Below are 4401 nucleotides of genomic sequence, written 5' to 3'. Positions count from 1 at the left end.
AATGGCGTTGAAAAAATCGGCAAAGATAATTACGATAATAAAGAAGTTTATAAAAAAATAAACGAGTTATATACTCAAATATATAATAAAAAATAAGTAAAAAAGAAGTTATGATATTATATCAAAAACATTTTAAACCTAGTAAGAAGTATCTGAAAATTGAATTTCGTTTAAAAGATAATCATTTTTTAAAATACGAAAATGCAGATATTATTGAGTATGAAGAAAAAGCAATAGAAATTCATTTATTCAAGTTTTCATTTTACTTCGTTAAAACAACAAATTTACCTTTCTAAAGCTGAAAAAACATGTTAAATCAACTAAAAACACTCCGAGAAAATCAGGCAAAAATACCGCTTTATAAATCGCTAACTTCTATGCGTTCGTTGGCTGTATCTATTCAAAGTTATAATATTTTTTATGGTATTAAACAAGCATCTTTTTTCTATTTGCTTTTTGAATACTTAATTCCAAACGATTATTTACGTGTAATTCCTGCATTGTTTTTTGGTTATTTCGTAGCAAAAGCAATGCTAAATATTGCTGTTAATATTCCTGAAAAAAAAGAGTGGGTAATTGTATCCATTGCGTTTTTTGACTTCTTGATGCTTTGTGTAATTGTGGATATTATGCACAAAACAGATACAACAGAAATTACAAATAATCTTATTTTTTGTGGTTTTGTAACTTATATCGGTTATTGGTTAAATCATGTATTTGTAGTGAAAGTCGAAAAAATCGAAAAAGCAGAATCGGAACAGAAACAAACAGAATTGGAACAAGTAATAGCAGAGCTAGAACTTGTTAAAATAGAAAAATTTATTTTGGAACAGAAACGAACAGAATCGGAACAGGTAATAGCAGAGTTAGAACACCGTTCAATTGCTTTTGAAAAAACAGAAACAGAATTGGAACATAACAGACCATATACCGACCATGTTCGACCAGATGCTGACCATGGTCGACTATATACCGACCAAGTAAAAGCAGGTAATCAAACTAATTTACTAGATAGTATTGATAAAACTTGTCCTTATTGTAAACGTGTTTGTCCTAGTAAACGCTCAAGAGACTCTCACAAAGGTAAATGTAAAATGAACCCTAAAAATATTAAGTAATGGACGTATTACATATAATTGCTTTAATATATTTTATTATAATAATATTAACATTGGTTCTGATGTTGTTGATCGTAAATCAGGAAAAAAAATTATATAAACCAAAAACTAATAGAAATAATGAGTAATGACAACACATTTTTAAGATTAAGTGATTTATCTTCTGAAGAGAGAATTTCTTTGGAAAAAGGATTATCTGAAATATATACGACAGGAATAAATGGAATTACTTTAAAAAAACCATTTAAAGAGTTTGATGAAAATGGTTTAAAATATCCAATGAATCATTTAAGAAATATTGGTCTTTCAATAATAATGTTACCTATTGAATGGATGTCAAAATATGTAGATGAAGTTACGGTTAATTTAGTGAGATATGCTCCTGAAGAACTTCTAGGGTCTAGTTTCTTGTACGAATATGATAAATTAAATGCTACTTCAATAGGTAATTTAGCTTATGTATCATTGAACGTTAAAAACGAAGATTTTGTACAAAAAAGCAATGAATTATTACATAAAATTTTCGTTGATTTTAATAAAGAAATAATTAAATATAAAGCTAATAATTCATCTCTTTTTAATTTAAACTAATAGAAAATATGAGTAATGACAACATTCAAAACAACATCGTTTATTTTTTAACAGACACGAAAATAACCGAAAATAACGAAACAAGAATCGTTTATAAAATAGTCGATGGAACGGAACGATTAATAACGTCTCACGTATTTTATAAAGGAACGGTAAAAGAAGCTTCACAGTATGAAATGGAAGTAGAAATGAACAAAGGATATTGCGATTGGTATGCTAAAAATCGTGCTGTAATTCTTACGTATTACCGAAATAAAAAACAAACTAAAAATTAGAAAGTATGATATTAAATAGTTTTTCAGAAGCTTTTAAAAAAACAAAAGCTGGTCAAGGTTCTTTAAAAATGAGTTTAGCTCACTGGAGTAAAGATGTTATGATAAAAATTCAATATCCTGATGAAAAAAGTAAAATGACAGCTCCGTATTTATATGTACAAAGTCGTTTTGGGAACGTTCCATGGATACCAACTCAAATCGAATTGTTTTCGAATGAATGGGAAGTTGTTAATTAAAAAAAATCTTTTAGAAATTATGTTAAGAAAATTAATAGTAAAGTATTTTGCGTTAAGTTATATAACCAAAATTTTCGGAAAAGAAATTTATATGTTAAGAGGTGCTACACCTCTTAGCATTTCTTTTAGTTTAGTAATGATAGGTGCATTTTTCGACAATGACCATCTATATTATACCGCTTTTACAGCGTTTATAGTATTTGTATATATTGGATTTATTTATTTTAGAAGCTCTAAAAATTCGGTAAAATGGAAGGAATTAGACAATGTTCAAAAAAGAATATTCTATAATATAACACCTGTTTTTTTAGATGATAAAAAACGAATAGAGGGAACTATTTTAAATGATAGGAAAGTACACAATTCGTCAATTTATCTAATTATAAACATTGTTTTTTGGGCAGCAGCACCAATAATTACAATGATAGTTTAAAGCATAAAAAAACCACCCCGAACGAGTGGTTAAAAATTGCTATGAAAAAGAAAATAAGAATATACACACTCTTAAAACTCTAAACAAATATAACTTATATTAATTAATAATTGGTATTAAAAATGACTAAAGCAAAACTTTGGGCTAAATTAAATGGAGTAGAACTAAAACGCTTACAGCAAGTAACTTGGTTGGTCGTTTCTAAAAATAGAAAGCGGACGATAAACGATATTAAATATATTCGAAATTTAGATGTTGGGGAGGTTTCTGCAATATTAAATTACTTTAATAAAGAAGTAGATATTAATATTGATGATATAAATATATAGTTCATTTTTTTGAAACTGTTAAAGTTATGCTTTAGCGGTTTTTTTTGTGAAAAACAAAAAACACTAAACAATTTTAACTTTTTTAATCGAAGTTAATAGAAGTTAATCGAAGTTGAATTATGTGTTAATACTTCGGAACATTGCGGAACAAAAATGATGTTTTTTTCTTGTTTTATTATTGCAGTATCAAATCAGATATAGTTGTAAATGAGTCAAGCAGAATCTATAAATCAAGCATTATACAGGAACATTAAAAGCGGGCAAGAATACGCTCATTTAATGCCTTATAGTAATTGTAGTAGTACCAAATTAACTACTGGAGATACAAAAGCTGCAATTGATAAGATGGCTATCTGGTCAAAGAAATATCAAAATCATACAAAAAACATTGCAGTAACTTTTGCAGGTAAAAGTACCAAAGAAACCGCTATTTCTATCCACTCATTTTTATACCATCATTTTCAATACAAAATAGATGGATTAAATCAAGAGCTTAGAAGTCCAGCTTGTTCATGGGCAAGTCGTCAAAACGGCATAGACTGTAAAAGTTACTCAATTTTTGCAAGTACAATTCTTTTAAATTTAGGAATACATCATTTTTTAAGACGTATCAAACAAAGTGCAACCGCTGGTTATTCGCACGTTTATGTAATTGTTCCAAAAAATCAAAAAAATCCAAAAAATCTAAAATTAGGATATTATACCATAGATGGAACTTTAGCAGGAATTAAAGAACCTGATTTTTATCAAAAATCAGATGTTTTTATGAGTGCTAAAACAAATAATCATGGTTTAGCTGGAGTGGCTAAACCAAAACACTTACAAAAACAACAATCAAAAGGTGGGCAAGCTGCTGGAACTTGGCAAGGAGAACTTGTTAAAGGATTATTTGAAACATTAAAACCTGTTTTAGATGTAGCCGTTCAAGGATTAGTTGAGCATTTATTTGGCTGTCCTGAACCTCAATACGAATTACCAATAATAAAATTAAGAATTGAACGAGATTTTAAAGTAAAATTAGAAAAAGAATTAGATGATTTAGATAGCGCTATTCTATATAATAATCGTCCACGAATACAGCATATTCTAAATAATATATTAAAAGAATTAGATCTAGGGATAGCACATTTAAAAAGTGAAGCTGCATACAATGGAAATCATCAATGTATAGGTAAAACGTTGGCAATTTCTTTAAAATTCATAGGAGATATAAAAAACATATTTGATAAGATATTTGAAAGTTTTATCAAGTCTAACGGTCGTTATTCCGTAGATGTTTTTACAAAAACCGCCACTTCATCTGATCGACTTTGGTATTTCGTCGTAGGAAATGCAGATAACCCTGTAAATGCAGAATATAGGTTTGTAGTTCTTCGAAAAGAAAAAAGTAAGTACGGTATAGAACCAGTATTACCCTAC

Annotated in this window: 8 protein-coding genes; all 8 read left to right on the top strand. The window is 28.2% G+C overall.

The window, feature by feature from the left end; all coding sequences use genetic code 11:
• Positions 1–110: 110 nt before the first annotated feature.
• Positions 111–296, top strand: coding sequence for a hypothetical protein (locus AQ1689_RS11040; protein ID WP_145993768.1), 186 nt, complete (start codon positions 111–113; stop codon positions 294–296).
• Positions 297–308: 12 nt separating this feature from the next.
• The gene (locus AQ1689_RS11035; RefSeq protein WP_101956119.1) at positions 309–1118 is read left to right on the top strand and encodes a hypothetical protein; all 810 of its coding nucleotides are present in this window, start codon (positions 309–311) and stop codon (positions 1116–1118) included.
• A 120-nt stretch (positions 1119–1238) separates the two neighbouring features.
• Positions 1239–1709 carry a hypothetical protein gene (locus tag AQ1689_RS11030; RefSeq protein ID WP_101956118.1) on the top strand — a complete coding sequence of 157 codons (471 nt, stop codon included), beginning with the start codon at positions 1239–1241 and terminating at the stop codon, positions 1707–1709.
• 8 nt (positions 1710–1717) lie between these two features.
• Entirely contained in the window at positions 1718–1984 is a 267-nt protein-coding gene (locus AQ1689_RS11025; protein WP_101956117.1) for a hypothetical protein, read from the top strand.
• Between the two features lie 5 nt (positions 1985–1989).
• The gene (locus tag AQ1689_RS11020; RefSeq protein WP_101956116.1) at positions 1990–2220 is read left to right on the top strand and encodes a Thoeris anti-defense Tad2 family protein; all 231 of its coding nucleotides are present in this window, start codon (positions 1990–1992) and stop codon (positions 2218–2220) included.
• A gap of 19 nt (positions 2221–2239) precedes the next feature.
• Positions 2240–2653: a hypothetical protein gene (locus AQ1689_RS11015; RefSeq protein ID WP_145993767.1), complete on the top strand. Its 414-nt coding sequence runs from the start codon at positions 2240–2242 to the stop codon at positions 2651–2653.
• Positions 2654–2775: 122 nt separating this feature from the next.
• Positions 2776–2982 carry a hypothetical protein gene (locus tag AQ1689_RS11010; protein ID WP_058885407.1) on the top strand — a complete coding sequence of 69 codons (207 nt, stop codon included), beginning with the start codon at positions 2776–2778 and terminating at the stop codon, positions 2980–2982.
• 207 nt (positions 2983–3189) lie between these two features.
• The coding region (locus AQ1689_RS11005) for a hypothetical protein (protein WP_219618447.1) at positions 3190–4401 on the top strand (1212 nt) is incomplete at its 3' end.

The sequence above is a fragment of the Tenacibaculum finnmarkense genome (assembly GCF_900239185.1).
GTDB classification, from domain to species: Bacteria; Bacteroidota; Bacteroidia; order Flavobacteriales; family Flavobacteriaceae; genus Polaribacter; species Polaribacter finnmarkensis.
This window is presented reverse-complemented; position numbering and strand designations above follow the sequence as displayed.